Here is a 15,980-nt window from a genome sequence, read left to right as displayed (position 1 = left end):
GTGGGTCAGGCGTAGTCGGGCAGGGCGCGGCGCAGGGCGTCGAAGGCTCGCCGGGTCGCCGTGACCGCCGTCGGATGGCGCGTGGCGACGTCCTCGCCCGCGCGCAGCCGCGCCCAGTTCTCCCGCGCCAGGACGCGCTGCACGGCGATGATCTGGGCGGCGGCGAGCCGGGCGGCGAGGTCACCGGCCTGGGGCGCGGCCTCGCTGAGCGCGTCGGCGAGGTCGTGCTCGTCCTGCCCGGCGTACTGCGCAACCCGACCGAGCAGGCTCGGGGTCTCGAACACCAGGGCGTGGAAGGCGAGCACCTCGGGGTGGTCGTTGAGACCGGAGACGGGTTCGCGCCGGTCGAGCCCGGCGAGCAGGTGCGCCGCCACGGCGGTCAGCGGCGCCACGCCGGGAGCCCGCGCGCGCACCACGCGGGCCGCCTCGCCGCGGTGGTCGAGGATGCGGTGCAGGACGAGGTCTTCCTTGGTGGGGAAGTAGGCGAACAGGGTCGGCTTGGACACCTCGGCCGCCGCCGCGATCTCGGCGACGNAGACGTCGTCGAAGCCGCGTTCGAGGAACAGCGTGATCGCCGCGGCGGACAGCGCGTCATGGATGCGTCGCCGGCGCAGCGCGCGCAGCCCGGTCGGTTCGCCTGCGCGCCGCCCGGACGGGTCGTCCGCGCGCAGCCCGGTCGGTTCGCCCGGGCCCGGCATCCGGGGATCCCGGGGTCANGCGACGTGGACGAAGGGGCGGTGGTCGGGGTCGGGTTCGGCTTCGCGCAGCACCTCGCGGGTGACGGTGGCGACCTCGCCGGCGCCGAAGAACAGGAAACGCAGGAAGTTCACGATCGGGTTGCCCTCACTCCACTCGAAGTACACGTTCGGTCGCACGCCCGTGGTGTCGCGCAGGTGCAGCAGCAGCGCGGCGATCGCGTTGGGGACGGACGTGCTGGTCAGACGCAGGATCCGGTAGCCGTGGCGGTCCTCGCCGCAGACGTCGAGCTCACCTTCGAACTCGGAGGAGTCCGGGATGCTGACCTCGAGGAACAGCAGCGGGACGTCGTCGGGTACGAACAGTTCCTGCCGGGCCTTGCGGACCTTGTCGGCGTACTCGGCGGCGTCACCGGCGTCGAGCTCGTTGGCGACCAGGTGCAGCGAGCCGGCCTCGGNGGACTCGCGCACCCATCGCTCGGCGAGGGGGTCCAGGCGCACCCCGGTGACGCGCAGCTCGAACGAGCGCGCCACCCGGGAGGAGAACGACACGACGATGATCGCGATGATGAAGATCGAACCGATGATGAGCCCGTCGGGCCGTTCGATGATGTTCGCGATGGTCGTGTAGACGAACACGACCGCGATGGCGCCGAAGGCGATCGCGAGCCGGCGCCGGCCGCGGCGCAGGGTGGACAGTGTGACCGCGAGCGCGGCGGAGGTGATCAGGACGAGGACGCCGGTGGCGTAGGCGCCGCCCTGCTTGTCGACGCTGGCCCGGAAGACGATCGTGACGACGAACCCGATGAGGGTGAACACGATGACCAGCGGCCGCACGGCGCGAGCCCACGTCGGCGCCATCCCGTAACGGGGCAGGTAGCGCGGGACGAGGTTGAGCAGGCCGGCCATGGCCGAGGCGCCGGCGAACCACAGGATCAGGATCGTGCTGACGTCGTAGACGGTGCCGAAGGCGGCGCCGAGCTGTTCGTGGGCCAGGTAGGCCAGGGCGCGCCCGTTGGCCGGCCCGCCGGGTTCGAACTCCTTCTCCGGGATCAGCAGCGTCGTGCTCAGGCTGCTGGTGATCAGGAACACCGCCATGATCGCCGCCGCGGTGGTCAGCAGCTTGCGGGCGCCGCGGATGNGGCCGACCGGGTTGGCCTCGCTGTCGCCGGGATCGCCGCGGACCAGCGGCATCACCGCGANGCCGGTCTCGAAGCCGGACAGCCCCAGCGCCAGCTTCGGGAAGACGATGAGTGCGAAGCCGATCAGGGCGAGCGGGTCGGGATGTTCGTTGACGAGCAGCGCGTGCCAGTCGCTGAACAGGTGCGGATGGCTCGCGATCTTGATCAGGGCGTCGACGACGACGACCGCGTTGAGGCTCAGGTAGATCACGACGAGGACGACGGCGATGCCGANGGCCTCGGTGAACCCGCGCAGGAAAACGCCGCCGAGCAGGGCGAGCAGCACGAGGGTGACGGCGATCTGGTGGCCCTCCAGCGCGTGTGGCGCGTAGGGGTTCTCCAGGATGTGGGCGGTGGCGTCGGCGCCGGACAGGGTGATCGTGATGAGGAAGTCGGTGCAGGCGAACCCGAGCAGCACCAGGACGAGGACCTTGCCCTTCCACCAGGACAGTTCCTTTTCCAGCATGGCGATGGAGCCCTCGCCGTGCGGGCTGTCCCGGGCGACCTGCCGGTAGACCGGCAGCGCGCCGATGAGGGTCACCAGCACCAGCACCGCCGTCGCGATCGGGCTGACGGCGCCGGCGGCGAGTGCGGCGATGCCCGGCTGGTAGCCGAGGGTGGAGAAGTAGTCGACGCCGGTCAGGCACATCACCCGCCACCAGGGGTGCAGGTGGTGTTCCTCGGCGGGCTGGGCGTGCGGGCCGGAGTGCTGCTGGGCCTGCTCGGCGCCGGCGAGCAGCCAGGCCCGCAGCCGCCGCGGGCCGGCCAGCCGCCGCGCCGGTGCGGCTTCGGTCGTCGGGGTCACGGGGCAGCGCACCTTCCAGCCGGGGAGGACATCCCGAGCATCCTCCCCCGCGCGCCCGGCCGGCACGCGCCCCGGGCGCGCCCGGGCGCGCTGCGACGCCACCCCGGCTGTCGTCGCCCCGCGCCGTGATGGGGCCGTGGTAGCCGGAGAACCCACGGGTGAATTCGCGGCGAATACTTGACCACCGCATCCTCTGCGACAATCCGCGCACGCCGGCGCCGCTTACAGTGAAAACACCACCAAATCGGCTCACACGCTATGCACATCGGGGTGAACGAACGCGTGGACTGGCTGAGCACCGAGAACGTCGTGGCCGTGATCACCGCGCTGGTCGGCGTCGTGGNGACCTTTGCCGGGATCTGGTACGAGCGACGAGTTCCGCGCCGAAAGCGGATCGGTTACCGCGTGCAGATGGACATGCCCATCGGCAGCGACAACCGGCACGGTCCGCCTCGGGCGAACATTCGGCTCGGTCTGTTCAACGACCTCCCCGACATGTCCGACGCCACCCTCGTCCTGCTTCGCATCGAAAACGACGGCGCGCAGAGCATCACCGACACCGACTACACCAGCCATGAGCCGCACGGACTCACCGCCGTCTTCACCGAACGAACCGTCCGGGGGGTCGCCGTCACCGAACCCGGAGACGAGCACCTCATGGACCACTTCACGCCGTCGAACGGCATGGCACACGACGGCGGCAGGATCTACCTTCCCCGGGTCCCGCTCAACCGCGGACAGCACTACAAGCTGCTGGTGCTGCTCAGCGGCGGCGGTGTCGGCAGCGAGGTCGCGGTCATNGGCGGGATCCGGGACGGCAAGGTCGAGCGCAACCGCAGCACGACGGTCGACGACAAGCCACCGCTGTTCAGCCGGCCCTCCCGGTGGATCACCAGCGTGCTCACCGTCGGCGTCGTCGCGCTGGCGAGCATCATCGTCACCGGCGAGGACGCCTCCCCCGCCCCGGCGCCGCCTCCGGTCGGCTGCGCCACGGGACGCCTCGACCTCAACGGCTCCACGGNCTTCGCACCGGTCACGCAGGAGGTGGCCCGGATGTACCAGTCGGACTGCCCGGGTTCCACGATCACGGTGACGGCGAACGGCAGCGAGGAGGGGCTCCGGGCACTCGTGCAGGCGGGCGCAAAGGCCGCGAGCGGGTCGCCGGCACTCATCACCGTCTCGGACGGTCAGTCGAATCTCTCCACGCACCTGGACAAGCTCGCGGTCGGGCTGACCGCCTTCGCCGTCGTCGTGAACAACGACGTGCACGTCCCGGGTCTGACGAGCGAGCAGGTACGCAGCATCTACCGCGGGGACGTCGACAGCTGGCGCAGCGTCGGTCAGGCCGACATTCCCCTCAGAATCGTCAGCCGTTCCAGCGACTCCGGAACCCGGGAGGTCTTCCGGCAGCGCGTTCTCGGCGGGGCCTTTCCACTGAGCGCCAACTCCATCGACTGCAAGACGCCGCTCAACCCTCAGGACACGGGAAAACTCCGCTGCGAACTCAGCAGGACCGACCAGGTACTGGACACCGTCGACGACGTGCCGGGTGCCATCGGTTACAGCGATCTGCACACCGCCCAGACTCACCGGAACCTGCACGCCCTGACCCTGGACGGCCTGGCACCCTCCGTCAGCGGACCCTATCCCTTCATCGGCGTCGAATACGCCTACACCTACGGCCAACCGCCCCCGGGCTNCCTCGCGGCCAGCTTCCTCAACTATCTGGCCCGAGGCAGAGGCCAGGACGTGATGCGGGCCCAGGGGCACCCGCCCTGCTACAGCCCGGAGGGCTTCCGGGAATGCCAGAAGGAAGAGTCCTGAGTCACCTCAGCCGGCGGTGCCGCCCAGGGCGGACAGGACGCTGCGGCCGAGGACGGCGGCCAGGCGCTGCAGCGGCCAGCCCTTCGACTCCCGCAGGTCGACGATCACCCGCTCGTCGAACATCGTGATCCAGACGAGGACGGCGTACTCGACGTCCTGGTCGGGAAGCTCCCCGTGCTCGATGAGGTCGCGCACGATCGGCTCCAGGGCGGCGTAGAGCGCGCCGGTGGGCTCGTCGCCGAGGTGGACGCGCTCCAGGAAACCCCGCCAGCTGCGGATGTGGACCGCCGCCGGGCCCCAGTCCGCGGCCTGTTCGGCCCACCGTTCGCAGGCGGCGTCGAAACGCCGCCGCGGGGTCCAGGTGGGGGGCACCGACCGCAGCCGGTCGGTGAGCCGGCCGGTGAGCTGCAGCAGGAACTCGCGGTGCGCGTCGTGGATCGTCTCGAAGTGCCGGTAGGCGGTGGCCGTGGCCACGCCGCCGCGGCGGGCGAGCTCGGGCAGGCCGAAGGTGGGGCCCGACTCTGCGAGCAGCTCGCCGACCGCGGCCAGCAGCCGGTCGCGGGTCTCCTGGGTGTCCCGCCGCAGTCCCGGTCTCGGCCCCGCCATCCGCTCCCCCTCGCCGCCGTCGACGTGCACCGCCGTCGACGCGCACCGCCGATGGTGCGCACCGCCGTCCGCGCGCACCGACATCAATGTTAACCCATAACCTGGGAAGTTAATCTCATGTTTCGCGCCTTGACAGTCATCCGGGCCGACCTCAAGACTCTGGCAACACGCGAAAATCTTCCCATGTCCGCGAGAAGATCGCCAGTTCAATCCCTTTCCCCGCTCCCCGAAAGTGATGTCACATGGCCGTTACCGCATTGACACCCGGGCCTCGCGCCCACGGCCGGCGCGGCGGACGCGTTCTCGCGCCGGCCGTCGCCTCCTGCCTGGCCGCGGCGATCTCCCTGGCAGCCTGCGGATCCTCCGGCGGCGACGGCTCCCCGGCGGGCACCGGCGCCTCCTCCGCCGCCACCGCGAAGACGGTGCACGTGGGCGTGCTCCAACTCGCCAGCGCGACCGTCATCGACCAGACCGTGGCCGCTTTCGAGCAGGAACTGAAAACGAAACTCGCCCCTCGCCCGGTCAGTTTCGACGTGAAGAACGCCCAGGGCGACCAGAGCCTCATCACCAGCATCTCCCGGACCTTCGCCCAGTCGGACTCCGACGGCGTCGCCGTCATCGGTACCCCCGCCGTGGTCGCTCTGGCGCAGCAGACGCAGNACAAGCCCATCTTCGCCCTGGCGATGGGCGACCCGGTCGGCGCGAAGGTCGCCGAGAGTCTCGACCGGCCGGGCAAGAACGTCACCGGNAGCGTCGACTACGTCGATCCCGCCGTGCTGCTCCGGTCGATCATGAAGATCACGCCGGCACCGAAGCGCATCGGGACGATCTACGACCCGTCCAACCAGAACATGCAGGTCTGGATCAAGGCACTGCGCGCCGCGGTGGCGAAGTACCCCGGGGTGAGCGTGGTGGAGTCGACGATCTCCGGCGCCCAGGACGTGCCCAGCGCCGCGCGCAGCCTCACCGGGCGGGTCGACGCCGAGCTCATCGGCCCCGACGCCACCGTGCTGTCGGCGCTGCCCGTCGTCGGCTCGGCCGCGGCCGGCGGGAAGCTGCCGGTCTACGTCGTCGGCGGGGACGCCACCGTCGCGGGCATCCTGGCCAGCATCGGTCCGGACTATCCCTCCCTCGGCCGGCTGGCCGCCGACGCCGCCGCGAAGGTGCTGACGGGCACGCCCGCCGCCGAGGTCGCCTTCGGTCAGCCGTCGGGCGTCGGGTTCACCGTCCAGAAGGCCACCATGACCAAGCTCGGGATCACCCTGCCGGCGGATCTGCTGAGCGCGGCGACGGTGCAGTGATGATCCAGGTCCTGCTGGACATGCTGGTCACCGGCCTGCCGCTGGTGCCGGTGTTCCTCGGCATCTACACCGTCTTCCGCCTTCGCGCCGACTTCGACCTCACCGTGGAGGGCAGCTTCGTCACCGGCGGCGCGGTGTGCGCGCTGACGCTGGTGCACGGCTGGCCGAGCTGGCTCGCGCTGCTGGCGGGGACGGCCGGCGCGGCCGCCGCCGGCGCCGTCACGGCGCTGATCCACCTGCTGCTGCGGGTTCCGGTGCTGCTCGCCGGGCTGGTGATGAGCATCGGGCTGTTCAGCGTGAACCTGCACGTGCTCGACACCCCCACGCTGAGCCTCGGCACGCGGGGGACGCTGTTCAGCGGCTTCGGGTCGCTGTCCGGCCGTCAGGCCGACCTTGCCACCTCCGGGGTGATGGCCGGGGTCGTCGCCGTGGTGCTCGTCGCGTTCGGCCTGTTCCTGCGCACCGAGCTGGGCCTGGCGCTGCGCGCCACCGGTGTCAACGCGCGGATGGCCCGCAGCCAGGGCGTCAACGACCGCCGCCTGACCGTGCTGGCGCTCGTGCTCGCCAACGGGCTGGCCGGGCTCGGCGCGAGCCTCGCCGTGCAGTACCAGGGATACGCCGACGTCAACATGGGCGCGGGCACCTTCGTCGCCGGGGTCGGCGCGGTGCTGCTCGGCGAGCTGTTCGTCCGGCCGTCCGGGTCGAAGCTGCTGCGCATCGTCGGCTGCGTCCTGGTCGGCACACTGGCCTACCGGCTGGTCCTGGTCGGTGCGCTGCGGGTGGGGCTGCCCGCGGGCGACCTGCGGGGGGTCACGGCGCTGACGCTGCTCGTGGCGATCGCCGCCGAACGCTACCTCGGCGTGCTCGGCGGCCTCGCCCGCACGCTCGCCCACACCACCCGCTCGACCAGCACCGCCGTCCGGCAGGAGGCCGCCTGATGCTGCGACTGGCCGACATCGACCTGATCTACAACGCCGGGCGCGCCGACGAGGTCGTGGCGCTGCGCAACCTCAACGTCACCTTCGACCGCGGGCAGTTCGTGACCGTCGTCGGCACGAACGGCGCCGGGAAGTCGAGCCTGATCCAGACGATCTCCGGCGCGGCCCGCCCGACCCGCGGCCGGGTTCACCTCGACGGCCGCGACGTCACCCGGCTGCCCGACCACCGCCGTGCCGGCTGGATCGCCCGGGTCTTCGACGATCCGCGGGCGGGCACCGCGCCGGAGCTGTCCATCGAGGACAACCTGGCGCTGGCGATGGCCCGCGGGCGGGCGCGCGGGCTGCGGTTCGCCGTGACCGCCCGGCGCCGCGCCGTCATGCGCGAGCACGTCGCCGGCCTGGGTCTGGGGCTGGAGAACCGGCTCGCCGACCGCGTCGGGCTGCTCTCGGCGGGCCAGCGTCAGAGCCTGACGATGGTGATGGCCGCCCTGAGCGCCCCGTCGGTGCTGCTCCTCGACGAGCACCTGGCGGCGCTGGACCCGGGCACGACCGCCACCGTGCTCGCGCTGACCACCGAGCTGGTGCGCGAGCTGGGCGCCACCACGGTCATGGTCACCCACAACATGGATCACGCGCTCGCCCTGGGCGACCGGCTGCTGGTGATGAGCCGGGGACGGGTGATCGCCGACTACGACGGGACGGAGAAGTCCGAGATGACGGTAGGCGGGCTGATCGACAGGATCACCGGCGCCGGGGACGCGCTGAGCGACCGCAGCGCGCTGATCGAGAAGGTCGCCTGATGACGACCACGGCGGGAGTCGGCCAGACCGAGATCGGCCAGACGGAGATCGGCCAGACGGAGGGCGCGCAGGTCGGCCAGACCGAGGCCGGGCTGGTGGCGGCCGGGCTGGTGGCCGCGGAGAGGGGCGACCCGATCGCCGGGCGGTTCCCGACGCTGACGGAGATCCGCGCGGCGGCGCAGGCGGTGCTGCCCCGCGACGTGTGGGACTTCCTCGCCGGCGGCGCCGGGCAGGAGACGACGCTGCGGGCCAACCGCGACGCGTTCGGCGGCTGGCAGTTCCGTCCCCGGGTCATGAGCGGCCACCCGGTGCCGTCGACCGCGACCACCGTGCTCGGCCTGCCGATGCGCCTGCCGGTGCTGACGGCGCCGTTCGGCACCGACGGGTTCTTCGACACCGACGGCCACCTGGCCGTGGCCCGGGCGAACGCCCGGTGCGGGACGCTGAGCATCGTCCCCGAGGCGGGCACCCACTCGATCGAGAGCGTCGCCCAGGCCGCGCCCGCCGCGGCCCGTGTGGCGCAACTGCACCCCATGGGCACCGAAGGCAACTTCGTGCGCATGCTGGAGCGCATCGAACGCGCCGGCTACGCGGCCGTGTGCGTGACCGTCGACTGCCCGACCGCCGGGTGGCGCGAGCGCAACCTGCGCAACCGCTTCACCGTCGACCTGCGGATGATCACCGGCAACTACCCGCCGGGCGGCGACGTCGCCGCCCAGGACGTCTTCGGCNAGCTCTTCGCCCGCGACGAACCCGTCTGGACCTGGGACCGGCTGGCCGGGCTGATGCGCCACACCGACCTGCCGTGGATCGCGAAGGGCATCCTCACCGCGCAGGACACCCGCGCCGCCATCGACGCCGGCGCCGCCGCCGTCCTCGTGTCCAACCATGGCGGACGCCAGCTCGACGGCACCCCTGCCGCGCTCGACCAGCTCCCCGAGGTCGTCGCGGCCGCCGACGGCCGCGCCGAGGTCCTGCTCGACAGCGGGGTGCGCTGCGGCACGGACGTCGTGAAGGCCCTCGCCCTCGGTGCGCGCGCCGTGGTCATCGGCCGGCTGGCCGCCGCCGGGCTGGCCGCGGGCGGCGAGGCCGGGGTGGCCCGCGTGCTGACCCTGCTGCACGAGGAGATGGTCACCGTGCTGACCCTGCTTGGGCACGGCTCGGTGACCGAGCTGACCCCCGCGGCCCTGCAACGGAGCCGGCCGTGATCGCCGTAGTGTCCGGCCAGCTTCCCCGGAGCCGGCCGTGATCACGAGGGTGCCCGGCCAGCTCCCGTCGATCTCGGGCGCCGCCGGCCACGGCGACCTCGTCGTCACCTCCGGCGTGATCTGCCCCGACCTGCTGCGCCCCGGCCTGACGCCCGCCACCACCCCGGACGTCCGCCAGCAGATCGACGGCGCCCTGGCAGCGCTGCGCGACGTCCTGCGCGCGGCCGGCAGCGACCTGCGCTACGCGCTGCGGGTGGAGGCGTTCCTGGCCCGCCCGGCGGNCTTCCCGCTGTGGGACAGCGCCTTCACCGCGGCCTGGCCCGCCGACCCGCCGGCGCGGACCACTCTGGTCACCGGCTTCGCGCTGCCCGTCGTGCTCGTCGAACTCCAGGCGATCGCCGTGCGCGCACCCGCGGCGGCGCCGTAGCGCCGACCACGGCGCAGGCGCGCCGGGTGCTGCGCCGCGAACCGGGCTGGCACGAGCCTGAACAGGACGAGTCGGCGGGGGAAGACTGTGGGGATGGAGGTTCTCAGCAGTCGGATTCTCATCAGGCCGGTCGACCCGGGGCGTAGCCGGCGGTTCTACCGGGACACCCTGGGGCTGGCGATCTACCGGGAGTTCGGGCCGCCGGACGATCCCGGCCTNGTGTTCTTCCTCGGGCAGAGCCTGCTGGAGGTCTCCGGCCGCGCCGAGGAGCCGACCGGTGGCGGTGCGGGGCGGGTGCGCCTGTGGCTGCAGGTGCGCGACCTCGCCGCCGAGCACCACCGGCTCGCCGCCGCGGGTGTTCCGATCGTCCGCGACCCGCAGCGGGAACCGTGGGGGCTCGACGAGATGTGGATCGAGGACCCGGACGGTATCCCCATCGTCGTCGTGGAGATCCCGCCCGAGCACCCGCTGCGCCGCGACCAGCGTGGGGCTCGGACCGAACCCTGACCGCGCGTCCGACGAGCGGGCGCGTCGACCCCCAGGTCAGACCGGGCCCTGACGGCGCTCCCCCGGTGACGGTGGACCCGGCGACCGGTCCTCGGGCGGCTGGTCGTCCGGCGGCGCCGAACCCGGCCCCTGCCCCGGCGCCCACAGCACGCGCAAGGGCTTCCCGTGCGGGCAGGTTCCCCGCACGGGAACCGGCTCGACGCTGCCGGACCGCACGAACTGGGCGCCCCGACGGCGGCGACACTTGTTGCACGCCACCAGCGAGATGAACGAGACGAGCGGCTCCTGGGGCTCCGGCGCGGTCACTGCTTCTTCCTGATCCGGCCCTCGCCGGAGCAGGCCTCGCACCTCTTCTCCTGGGTGCCGACGAACTGGCCGTCCTCGTCGGTCTCGGCGCGGTCGGTCTGGATCCGCCCAGTTCCGTTGCAGGCGGGGCAGTCCGCGATCTCCACCTCGTCGAGGTCGGGCGACCGGGATTTCGCGCCCCGCTTGTCGTAGTCCTTCTCCGTGTCCGGGTTGCCCTTCGATCCCGCGGAGCCGTCCCTACCGCCGCGTTTGATGCCGTCACGGCCGGTCGAGGCCCCACCACCCGACGCACCGTGCTTGTTCCACGCCATGCTGACTCTCCGTCCACGATCGACGTCGCACCGCGTCGACGGTAACCCCGGACCCCGCGAAGCCGGAACGAGCCAGCCGGATCCGTCACCGAATCCTGGCTCCTGGTCAGGGATCGGCGCCGCCCGGCCTGCGGCGGGTGCAGGCCCGGGGGCGGCGGGCCGGGCGCTCCGGCTAGCGGCCGGCGGCGGTGCCGGTGACGGCCCGCCAGTCCTCGAACCGGGTTCGGGCGAACAGCGCGTCCGGCCCGGGGAGCAGGGTGTCGTCGTCCAGGCGGGCGCCGAAGTAGCGGGCCTGCGGGTCGGTCACCACCGGGCGGGGGTCGCCGCGGCTCGCCAGGTGCTGGCGGACGAGCTCGTCGAGGCGGAACCGCTGTGGGCCGGCGACCTCGACGGTGCCCAGCACCGGCGTGCTGGCCGCGGTGACACCGACGGCGGCGGCGACGTCGGCGGCGGCGATCGGCTGGAACGGCGCCGGCGCCAGGCGGACCATGCCCTCGACGGTGGCGGCGTCGGCGATGCCGCCGACGAACTCGAAGAACTGCGTCGCCTGGACGATCGAGTACGGCAGGTCCCCCTGCCCGATCAGCTCCTCCTGGACGATCTTGGCTCGGAAGTAGCCGCTCTCGGCCAGCCGTCGGGTCCCCACCACCGACAGCGCGACCAGGTGCCCGACGCCGGCGGCGGCCGCGGCGGCGAGGATGTTCGCCGTCGACGTCCGGAAGAACTCCAGTACCGCCTNATCGGCGAACGACGGCGCATTGGACACGTCGACGACGACGTCGGCGCCGGTGAGCGCCTCGGCGAGCCCGTCGCCGGTCAGGGTGTTCACACCGGTGCTCGGCGAGGCGGCGACCGCGCTGTGCCCGTGCCCGGTCAGCCGCTGCACGAGCTTCGCGCCGATGAGCCCTGTTCCGCCGATGACGACGATCTGCACGGTGGATCTCCTCCTCCGGCCGGGGCGGGACGGACGACCCGCGCTGCGGACGCGGACACCGGCCGCCCGCCGATCCGGGACATGCGACGGCGTCCCCGACGTCCACCACCAGTGTGCACACATGAGGCCGCCGGACCGTTACTCGATGNGACGCGCTCGGCGGTGCCGCGCCGCGGGCGGTGATGCAGGAGGTCGTCGACCGTTTCCGTCCCCGCGGACGCGCTCACCCTCCCGCATCCGACCCACCGAGGGGCGGGTCGGGCAGGTCGGGCACGCCGGAGGGGCCGGAGACGCCGGGTGGGCCGGAGATGCCGGGTGAGCCGGGGGTGGCGGGTGAGCCGGGGGTGGCGGGTGAGCCGGGGGTGGCGGGCAGGATGATCGTGACGAGGGCGCCGCCGGCCGGGTCGTTGGCCGCCTCGACGGTGCCGCCGTGGGCCGCGGCGATCGCCGCGACGATGGACAGACCGAGCCCGGCACCGCCGTCGTCGCGGGCGCGGGCGGCGTCCGCCCGGCGGAACCGCTCGAACGCGTGGGGCAGGAAGGCGGCGGGGAAGCCGGCGCCGTGATCGCGGACCTGAACCACGACGACGCCGGGCGAGCCGTCGGCGTGCCCCGGCGCGCGGTGCCCGCGCAGCTCGACGGCGCTGCCGGGCGGAGCGTGGCGCACCCCGTTGGCGAGCAGGTTGTCGACGGCCTGGCGCAGCAGGTCCGGGTCGCCGAACGCGGTCAGCGGCCGGTCGCCGGCGGGCACCGTGACGTCGAGGCGCAGGCCGCGCGAGGCCGCGTAGCCGGCGGCGGCGCGCGCGGAGCGGTCGAGCAGCTCGTCGAGGGCGAGCGGTCCGCGCCGGATGTGGCCGCCGTCCATCCGGGCCAGGGTGAGCAGTGACTCGGCGAGGCGGATCAGCCGGTCGGTCTCCTCGGCGGCGGTGTGGATCGCCTCGCGCAGCTGCCGGGCCGAGCGTCCCGGGCGGTCGGCCAGCTCCAGCTCGGCGCGCAGCACGGTCAGCGGGGTGCGCAGCTCGTGGCCCGCGTCGGCGACGAAGGCGCGGTCGCGGGCGCGGGCGGCGTGCAGCCGGGCCAGCAGGTCGTTCATGGTGCGGGCCAGGGCGGCGATCTCGTCGCGGGTGGCCGGCACCGCCAGCTGGAACCCGCCGCCGGCCGTCCCGAGGTCGGAGGCCGCCATCTCGGCGGCCTGGCGGCGCATCCGGTCCACCGGGCGCAGCGCGGCGCCGGACAGCAGCCAGGCGGCCAGCCCGGACAGCGCGATCAGCGGTGCGGTCGCCGCGACCATCACGTTGCGGACCCGATCCTCGGCGCGGTCGGTGAGGTGGGTCGGGCTGCCGACGACGGCGACGAGCGGGCTCCCGCTCCCGCCGGCCGCGGTGCGCACCGGGACGGCGTAAAGGCGCGCCCGCCCGGCGGGCAGGGCCCCGCCGTCGGCGTCGCCGGCGATCCAGACCGGGTGGGACCGGGCCCGGGCCCGTTCGTCGGCGGTGAGCAGGGGGGCCGGCCCGGCGTCCGTCGAGGAGGCCAGCGGCCGCCCCTCGGGGGTGAGGACCTGGGCGATGGAACCGGCCCCGGCGAGCAGGGCGGCCGGGTCCTCGCGGCCGGGTACCGGCTCGTCGGCGGCGAACCGGTCGGCGAGGCGCGCGGTGAGCACGTCGGCCCGGGTTCGCAGATCCGTGTCGACGGCGTCGCGCAGGTTCGCCCGCAGCAGCAGGTAGAACAGCGTGCCGGCGAGCAGCAGCACCAGCGCGGTGCCGAGCGCGAACAGCAGGGTCAGCCGGACCCGCAGCGGCACGTCGGACTACGTCCCGGTGCCGGCGGCCGGCGGCACCGACCCCGCCGGCAACGCCGACCCCGCCGGCAGCGGCGTGAGCGGGACGCACAGGCGGTAGCCGACCCCGCGGACCGTCTCGATGAGCGAGGGCGCCGGCGGCAGGTCGATCTTGCGGCGTAGGTAGCGGACGTACTGGTCGACGATGTTGGAGGTGGCGTCGAACGCGTCGTCCCAGACGTGTTCGGTGATGTAGGTGCGGGTGAGCACCTGGTCGGGATGGCGCAGCAGCAGGTGCAGCAGGGCGAACTCCTTGGCGGACAGGTCGACCGGCTCCCCGCCCCGCCAGACCCGGTGCCCGGCCGGGTCGAGTTCGACCGCGCCGGCGCGCAGCACGACGGGCCGGTGCACCGCGCCGCGGCGGACCAGCGCGCGCAGCCGGGCGGTGAGCTCGCCGAAGCTGAACGGCTTGGGCAGGTAGTCGTCGGCGCCGGCGTCCAGGCCGCGGATGCGGTCGTCGACGTCGACACGCGCGGTGAGCATGAGCACGGGCGCCCAGCGATGGCCGGCGCGCAGCCGGCGGCACACCTCGAAGCCGTCGATGCCGGGCAGCATGAGATCCAGGACGATCGCGTCGTAGGCGATCTCGGTGGCCCGCCAGACGGCGTCGATCCCGTCGCCGACGACGTCGACGGCGTACCCCTCCTCGACGAGGCCCCGGCGCAGCACCGCGGCGGTGCGCACCTCGTCCTCCACGACCAGGACCCGCATGGATCGATGGTAGGACCCGCCGGATGTGGCGACGATGTGGNGGCCGCCGGGTCGGGTCAGCCGGGCCGGCCTGGCAGCCGGGCGGCGAGCAGGCCGATGCCGGCGGCGGCTCCGGCGAACAGGGCGAACAGGGCCGTCACCCAGTCGGCGCCGGCGCGCGCCTGCAGCAGGGTCAGCAGGGCGACGCCGAGCGACGCGGCGAACTGCACCGCCATGAAGATCGAGGTCGTGCCCTGCGGCTGCTCGGCCGGCGGCAGCGTGCGGTACAGGCTGGCCACCGTCGGGGAGGCGGTGAGGCCGAAGCTCAGCCCGACGGCGACGAACAGCGCACACGCGGCGGCGAGCGGGAGGTGCTCGGCGCTCGCCGCGAAGGTCGCCAGCAGCACGGCGCTGGCGACGGCGCCGGAACGCACGAGGGAACGCGCGCCGAGGCGGTCGCTGAGCCGCCCGCCGGTCGTCATCGACACGAGCAGCCCGAACCCGAGGGCGCAGACCAGCAGCCCCTGGTCGAAGCCGTGCAGGCCGTGCTGGTCGAGGCCGACCACCGGCAGCGCGGTCGTCTGCCCGTACATGATCAGTCCGACCAGGCCCATCACGGCGACGCTGGCGGCGAATCCGGGCCGGCGCAGCAGCCGCAGGTCGAGGGCGGGGACGGCCGTCGTGGTGAAGGCACGGCGGACATAGGCGACGAGCAGGACGATCCCGCCCGCCGCGGCGGCCGGCACCGGCCAGTCGCCGGACTGCTCGCCGGCCCGGTTGACCGCGAACAGCACGCCGAGGTAACCCGCGGTGAGCAGGGCCAGGCCGCGCAGGTCGGCGCCGGGGCGCGCCGCCGCGGGGTCGGGCCGGCCGGCGGGGACGTAGGCCAGGGTGGCGGCGCCCACCAGCAGCCCGAGCGGGATGTTGACCGCGAACAGCCACTGCCAGTGGCCGGTCTCCAGCAGCAGGCCCCCGAGGATCGGGCCGGCGGCGGGCGCGACGTTGACGACCGTGGACATCACGCCGAGCACCCGCCCCATCGACTCCCGGGTGGCCAGCGCCGCGGACAGGGTCATCGCGCTCGGTTCGAGCAGGCCGCCGCCGAAGCCCTGCAGCACCCGGAAGCCGATGAGCATCCCCGGCGAGCGGGCCACCGTGCACAGCAGCGAGCCGAGCAGGAACAGGCCGAGGCCGGTGAGGAACACCGTGCGCCCGCCGAAGCGGGCACTTGCCCAGCCGAGCAGTGGCAGCGCCGTCGCCGCGGCGAGCAGGTAGGCGATCGTCACCCAGACGACGGTGGTCAGCGGGGCGGAGAAGGCGTGGGCCAGCGGGTCGAGGGCCACGGCGACGACGGTGCCGTCGAGCACGGCGAGCAGCGCCGCGCCCGCGAGCGCGACCAGGGCCGGCCCGGTGCGCACCGGCGACCCGGATGCCGAGGCCGGATCGGGCGACGGTGGAGACGTCGGCGTCGGGCCGGCCGCGGGGACGACGGCGGGGACGGGCGCCGTGGCTCCTGGCTCCCCGCAGGCTTCCTTTACGCTCATGAGACCAGACTAAACTACACGGTTTAGTAAGGCCAGAGCGGCCTACAGTAAGGAGGGCAGCGTCGA

12 protein-coding genes and 12 pseudogenes are annotated in these 15,980 nt (G+C 73.5%); 12 read left to right on the top strand and 12 right to left on the bottom strand.

Going from position 1 to position 15,980, the window contains the following annotated elements; all coding sequences use genetic code 11:
* Positions 1-5: 5 nt before the first annotated feature.
* From UK94_RS06255 to UK94_RS41665, 5 pseudogenes are all read right to left on the bottom strand, one after another.
* A pseudogene (locus UK94_RS06255) lies at positions 6-534 on the bottom strand (TetR family transcriptional regulator); the annotation flags it as partial.
* A gap of 1 nt (position 535) precedes the next feature.
* Positions 536-698: pseudogene (locus UK94_RS41680) on the bottom strand (TetR family transcriptional regulator); the annotation flags it as partial.
* A 456-nt stretch (positions 699-1,154) separates the two neighbouring features.
* Positions 1,155-1,836 (bottom strand): annotated as a pseudogene (locus tag UK94_RS41675) (amino acid transporter); the annotation flags it as partial.
* Positions 1,837-1,898: 62 nt separating this feature from the next.
* A pseudogene (locus UK94_RS41670) lies at positions 1,899-2,110 on the bottom strand (amino acid transporter); the annotation flags it as partial.
* 1 nt (position 2,111) lies between these two features.
* Positions 2,112-2,681, bottom strand: a pseudogene (locus UK94_RS41665) (amino acid transporter); the annotation flags it as partial.
* A gap of 897 nt (positions 2,682-3,578) precedes the next feature.
* Here UK94_RS41665 and UK94_RS75810 point away from each other — a divergent pair.
* The 3 genes and pseudogenes from UK94_RS75810 to UK94_RS72950 all read left to right on the top strand — a co-directional run.
* Positions 3,579-3,702: pseudogene (locus tag UK94_RS75810) on the top strand (hypothetical protein); the annotation flags it as partial.
* 1 nt (position 3,703) lies between these two features.
* Positions 3,704-4,380, top strand: a pseudogene (locus UK94_RS41650) (substrate-binding domain-containing protein); the annotation flags it as partial.
* A 1-nt stretch (position 4,381) separates the two neighbouring features.
* The coding region (locus tag UK94_RS72950) for a hypothetical protein (RefSeq protein ID WP_268761234.1) at positions 4,382-4,505 on the top strand (124 nt) is incomplete at its 5' end.
* Positions 4,506-4,511: 6 nt separating this feature from the next.
* Here UK94_RS72950 and UK94_RS06240 read toward each other — a convergent pair.
* A complete protein-coding gene (locus tag UK94_RS06240; protein WP_200912748.1) occupies positions 4,512-5,195 on the bottom strand; it encodes a TetR/AcrR family transcriptional regulator in 684 nt (227 codons plus the stop codon).
* A 158-nt stretch (positions 5,196-5,353) separates the two neighbouring features.
* Here UK94_RS06240 and UK94_RS41645 point away from each other — a divergent pair.
* The 9 genes and pseudogenes from UK94_RS41645 to UK94_RS06210 form a co-directional block, all read left to right on the top strand.
* Positions 5,354-5,770: pseudogene (locus tag UK94_RS41645) on the top strand (hypothetical protein); the annotation flags it as partial.
* Position 5,771: 1 nt separating this feature from the next.
* Positions 5,772-5,859: pseudogene (locus UK94_RS41640) on the top strand (ABC transporter substrate-binding protein); the annotation flags it as partial.
* Between the two features lies 1 nt (position 5,860).
* On the top strand, positions 5,861-6,412 hold a 552-nt coding region (locus tag UK94_RS41635; protein WP_268761219.1), incomplete at its 5' end, for an ABC transporter substrate binding protein.
* On the top strand, positions 6,412-7,350 hold the full coding sequence (locus UK94_RS06230; RefSeq protein ID WP_011604949.1) for an ABC transporter permease: 939 nt from the start codon (positions 6,412-6,414) through the stop codon (positions 7,348-7,350). The genes UK94_RS41635 and UK94_RS06230, both read left to right, overlap by 1 nt.
* Positions 7,350-8,150, top strand: a complete 801-nt coding sequence (locus UK94_RS06225) for an ATP-binding cassette domain-containing protein (protein WP_011604950.1) — start codon at positions 7,350-7,352, stop codon at positions 8,148-8,150. The genes UK94_RS06230 and UK94_RS06225 overlap by 1 nt, the downstream gene beginning before the upstream one ends.
* Positions 8,150-8,881: pseudogene (locus tag UK94_RS41630) on the top strand (alpha-hydroxy acid oxidase); the annotation flags it as partial. The gene UK94_RS06225 and the pseudogene UK94_RS41630, both read left to right, overlap by 1 nt.
* Position 8,882: 1 nt before the next feature.
* The coding region (locus UK94_RS41625) for an alpha-hydroxy acid oxidase (protein ID WP_235486693.1) at positions 8,883-9,358 on the top strand (476 nt) is incomplete at its 5' end.
* A gap of 520 nt (positions 9,359-9,878) precedes the next feature.
* Positions 9,879-10,003, top strand: a pseudogene (locus UK94_RS41620) (VOC family protein); the annotation flags it as partial.
* A 1-nt stretch (position 10,004) separates the two neighbouring features.
* A partial coding sequence (locus UK94_RS06210) for a VOC family protein (RefSeq protein ID WP_235486691.1) occupies positions 10,005-10,292 on the top strand: 288 nt, incomplete at its 5' end.
* Between the two features lie 302 nt (positions 10,293-10,594).
* On the opposite strand, the gene UK94_RS06200 is transcribed toward UK94_RS06210, so the two are convergent.
* From UK94_RS06200 to UK94_RS06180, 6 genes and pseudogenes are all read right to left on the bottom strand, one after another.
* The gene (locus UK94_RS06200) at positions 10,595-10,909 is read right to left on the bottom strand and encodes a hypothetical protein (protein WP_011604955.1); all 315 of its coding nucleotides are present in this window, start codon (positions 10,907-10,909) and stop codon (positions 10,595-10,597) included.
* A gap of 172 nt (positions 10,910-11,081) precedes the next feature.
* A pseudogene (locus UK94_RS06195) lies at positions 11,082-11,647 on the bottom strand (NmrA family transcriptional regulator); the annotation flags it as partial.
* Between the two features lies 1 nt (position 11,648).
* Positions 11,649-11,843, bottom strand: a 195-nt coding sequence (locus UK94_RS41615) for an NAD-dependent epimerase/dehydratase family protein (protein ID WP_235486689.1), incomplete at its 3' end; no start/stop codon positions are given.
* Positions 11,844-12,066: 223 nt separating this feature from the next.
* Positions 12,067-13,644, bottom strand: a complete 1,578-nt coding sequence (locus UK94_RS06190; protein WP_055749054.1) for an ATP-binding protein — start codon at positions 13,642-13,644, stop codon at positions 12,067-12,069.
* Positions 13,645-13,650: 6 nt separating this feature from the next.
* Positions 13,651-14,391, bottom strand: a complete 741-nt coding sequence (locus UK94_RS06185) for a response regulator transcription factor (RefSeq protein ID WP_011604958.1) — start codon at positions 14,389-14,391, stop codon at positions 13,651-13,653.
* Positions 14,392-14,447: 56 nt separating this feature from the next.
* Positions 14,448-15,914: an MFS transporter gene (locus UK94_RS06180; RefSeq protein WP_235486687.1), complete on the bottom strand. Its 1,467-nt coding sequence runs from the start codon at positions 15,912-15,914 to the stop codon at positions 14,448-14,450.
* Positions 15,915-15,980 lie beyond the last annotated feature (66 nt).

The organism is Frankia sp. AvcI1, assembly GCF_001420875.1.
In the GTDB taxonomy this organism is placed as follows: Bacteria; Actinomycetota; Actinomycetes; order Frankiales; family Frankiaceae; genus Frankia; species Frankia alni.
Note: the sequence above shows the minus strand (reverse complement) of the source record. Positions and strands in the feature narration are given on the sequence as shown.